Origin of the sequence: Mesorhizobium sp. M0060 (genome assembly GCF_040323155.1) — a bacterium.
In the GTDB taxonomy this organism is placed as follows: Bacteria; Pseudomonadota; Alphaproteobacteria; order Rhizobiales; family Rhizobiaceae; genus Mesorhizobium.
On record NZ_JAMYUP010000140.1, the window covers coordinates 1 to 2,409 of the forward strand.

The 2,409-nt window shown below is 60.9% G+C and carries 1 protein-coding gene and 1 pseudogene; one reads left to right on the forward strand and one right to left on the reverse strand.

The genetic code is table 11. The features are described from left to right. Positions 1–157: 157 nt before the first annotated feature. Positions 158–885 (forward strand): annotated as a pseudogene (locus NKJ94_RS37185) (IS5 family transposase); the annotation flags it as partial. A gap of 401 nt (positions 886–1,286) precedes the next feature. Here the strand turns inward: NKJ94_RS37185 and NKJ94_RS37190 are convergent. Continuing rightward, positions 1,287–2,162, reverse strand: coding sequence for an MBL fold metallo-hydrolase (locus NKJ94_RS37190; RefSeq protein ID WP_352532727.1), 876 nt, complete (start codon positions 2,160–2,162; stop codon positions 1,287–1,289). Positions 2,163–2,409: the final 247 nt, after the last annotated feature.

The following is a 2,409-nucleotide window of genomic DNA, read 5'->3' on the forward strand; positions in this document are numbered from 1 at the left end:
AAGCGGGATGTTGGTGCCGCTGTTTCGAACAGCGACCGTATATAAGTTGGATCTGGCTCGGGAAACGAGCCGCGTCATGCAATCGGGCTCAGACCATGGATACGCAAAACCAACGGACCTAAAAAAGCGGAGCCCTAAAGGCCTTGACACTCCTCATATAAGCTACGTGGACCTTGAGGCACGGGTGCGGCGCGATCATCCGCTGCGCCGTATTCGGGCGATTGTGAACGAGGCACTTTCGGCGCTGGGGCGGGAGTTCGCGGCGCTGTACTGGCCGCTCGGGCGGCCGTCGATCCCACCGGAGAAGCTGCTCAGGGCGATGCTGTTGCAGGCGTTCTATTCGATCCGCTCGGAACGGCTTTTGATGGAACGGCTGGAATACGACCTTCTGTTCCGCTGGTTTGTCGGAATCGGCGTGGACGATGCGGCCTGGGACCATTCGGTTTTCTTGAAGAACCGCGATCGGCTGCTGGAGGGCGACATCGCGGCGAAGTTCCTGCGACCGTGCTGGCGCAACCCAAGGTGAAGAAGCTTCTGTCTACGGATCACTTCTCGGTCGACGGGACGCTGATCGAGGCCTGGGCGTCGATGAAGAGCGTCAAGCCGAAGGGCGGCTCGGGCGAAGATAGCTCAGGCGAGCCGCCGGCTCAGGACGGCGGGCGTAACACGGAAGCGGACTTCCACGGCCAGAAACGGTCGAACGAGACGCATACCTCGACCACCGATCCCGACGCCAGGCTCTACCGCAAAGGGCGGGGCAAAGAGGCCAAGCTGTGCTTCATGGGGCATGGGCTGATGGAGAACCGCCACGGCCTGCTGGTCGAAGCCTGCCTGATGTTGGCCGACGGGCATGCCGAACGGGTGGCCGCACTGCACATTGTCGATGCCGGCTCAATACTCCCCAGAAGTGCCGTTTGAATCTTCCCCAGTATAGCGCTGCCGCTGGTCTTCCGGAGCGCGCTCCGGGAGACCGGCGGCGCGCCAGACATGCTTCTGCGGCGCATTGCGATCCCGGATGAGCGCCGTCAGTCGCTGGCGATCGGTTGGCGAAACGGTGAACGATATTCCTGCGCGCATGCAACAGACTCGCATGCGCACTCGTGAAAAGGAATCCCACCCCACTCTTATGTCACGCCCTGTCCGACGCCGATGCACATCGTGGCGAGCGCGAGCCAGCCGTGCATTTGCTAAGCCTCCAGCGCGGCCCTCCCGGCGATCCGCGCGCCGGACATGCCGAGCGCGATCGCCCCCGCCGTTCGGGTTCGCGTGGTCGGCGTCCTCGGCGATTACGGCGGCTGATGATCCTCGAACCAGAATGATGACTGGCGTCGCGAGATAGTTCCCACCGACGGCAAGGGAAAATGCGATGTCATGACGATACGTCCATTGTCCGAGCAAGCCTCCAGGAATGCCCACCGCGTCCGACGTGCCTGGTCAGGGTCCGTGTCGTACCGAAAGCTCCAGTCGGGGTATATGCATTGCATCGGCCAATGCATGAGATCGCCGGAAAACACTGCCCCTACGCCTCGAGATCTCAGGCCGATGGCTACGTGCCCCGGAGTGTGGCCCGGCGTCGGCTCCAGCCACACTTCGCCATCGAGTTCATAATCCATATCGACAAGCACAGCCCGACCAGCCTCGACGATTGGCAGCACATTGTCCTCATAGGTCCGTTCGTCGGCATCGCCGGAGGCGGCCTGTGCGGCCTCGAACTCGCGCCGCGCCATGATGTAGCGGGCGTTCGGGAATGTCGGTATCCAACGCCCGTCCACCAATCGTGTGTTCCAGCCGCAATGGTCGATATGAAGATGGGTGCACAGCACATAGTCGATCTGCTCGGGAGCAACACCTGCATTCGCCAGGCGCGCCAAAAAGGTGCCGTCATTGCGGCGATGCCAATGCGGGAAGTATGCGCACGTCTTGTCGTTGCCGACGCAACTGTCGACCAGAATGGTGTGGTGGCCGGTACGAACCAGAAAACTCTGGATGGGAAGAATAAGCCGGCCGGTTGCCGGCGATATCAATCGGGGCGTGAGCCAATGAAGATGCGGTTCGAGTGCTTCGTCGGTGCAGTCGGGGAACCATTCCGACGGCGTCCCCAGAGGGTCGCACATCTCCAGAATTCTGGTTACCCAGATATTCCCGATTCTCCAATCGTCCATTGATGCGATCCTTCTTCGATCGAGGACGGATCGCTAGAGATAACATTTGCGGCAAGATGGCGTCAGACATTTCTTCCGATAGGAAGACGGAGGCGCTCGCGATGTGGCCGCGCTTACGATCGGGTACCAATCGTTAGATCTTAACCACTCTCATGATTGCTGACAATGGCCTTTGACATAAGCTGCAGCCCGCCGATCCGATCGGCGGTCGAGGCACTTGTACGGCGGATATGAGGTGCAAGAGGCG

Coding starts and splice junctions, on each gene's coding strand:
- NKJ94_RS37190 (WP_352532727.1), bottom strand. CDS start 2,162: ATGGACGATTGGAGAATCGGGAATATCTGGGTAACCAGAATTCTGGAG.